General features: G+C 62.4%; 1 protein-coding gene and 1 tRNA gene. Both read left to right on the forward strand.

Features of this window, described 5'->3' with window-relative positions:
- Nucleotides 1-150 precede the first annotated feature (150 nt).
- Nucleotides 151-227 (forward strand) — tRNA-Arg (locus ABIB42_RS25920).
- Between the two features lie 81 nt (nucleotides 228-308).
- Nucleotides 309-956: an NUDIX hydrolase gene (locus ABIB42_RS25925; protein WP_005669970.1), complete on the forward strand. Its 648-nt coding sequence runs from the start codon at nucleotides 309-311 to the stop codon at nucleotides 954-956.
- Nucleotides 957-1,064 lie beyond the last annotated feature (108 nt).

Below are 1,064 nucleotides of genomic sequence, written 5' to 3' on the forward strand. Positions count from 1 at the left end.
GCTGTCATCTTGAGCACTGTCCCGTCCCCCTTCAGGGCATCCTAGGGGACATTTCTACTTAGCGGAGAGGGGACATTACTACTTTGCGCTAACAGTTCGGCAATGAACCTTTGCCAAGACGCCCGCCTCCCGCTATAATGCCTGCATTGGGCGGCTGTAGCTCAGCTGGATAGAGTACTTGGCTACGAACCAAGGGGTCGTGGGTTCGATTCCTGCCAGCCGCACCAACCTTCTTCAGATAAGGGCGCTTCGCAAGAAGTGCCCTTATTGCTTTTGGCCCGCACGATCATTTCAGCCGCCACCGTCCCATGAACGACGCCGCCGTCCATCATCCCCAGCCTGACGAGCACGGCAAGCCAGTGCTGATTGCCCGGCCTTCGCAGCCGAGCGCGCCCGGCACCTGGCACGACCCTGCCCGGGTCGCCACCGTGATTCCCCTCGGCGCCCTGCCCCCGGCGCTCAATGGCCTGCCCTTCGCGCCATGGCTGGACGTGCCGGCCACGCAGGCCGACTGGGCCGACGTTGCGGGCCAGGCCGACATCGCCGAACCGGCCTTCGAACCAGCGCCATCGAAATCCCCCGCGGCCGGCGTCGTCATCGTGGAAGACGATGGGCGCGTCTGGGCGGTGTCGCCGTCGAACCGCTTCGGCGGCTATGACGCGACCTTTCCCAAGGGCCGGGTCGATCCCGGCATCAACCTGCAAGCGACGGCGATTCGGGAAGCGTTCGAGGAATCGGGGCTGCGCGTGGAAATCCTGGCTCACCTGATCGACTCCGCGCGCACGCTGACCCATACCCGCTATTACCTGGCGCGCCGGATCGGCGGCAACCCGGCGCTGATGGGGTGGGAAAGCCAGGCCGTGCACCTGATTCCGCAGGCGGATCTTCCTTCCCTGTTGTGCAATCCGAACGATCGGGCGGTCATCGACGCACTGACCCGATCACTTACGAAATAAATTTCCCGATAACCCTTGTCAACGCTAAATAGAAATGTCCCCTGTTGCGCAAAGTAGAAATGTCCCTCTTGCCAATTTGATCACGGATTGGTGACAGGGGCCAGATGC

Origin of the sequence: Massilia sp. UYP32 (assembly GCF_050434365.1) — a bacterium.
Lineage (GTDB): Bacteria > Pseudomonadota > Gammaproteobacteria > Burkholderiales > Burkholderiaceae_D > Telluria > Telluria timonae.

Bases quoted from the DNA above. Each gene is read 5' to 3' on its own strand.
- ABIB42_RS25925 (WP_005669970.1), top strand. From the start codon at position 309: ATGAACGACGCCGCCGTCCATCATCCCCAGCCTGACGAGCACGGCAAG.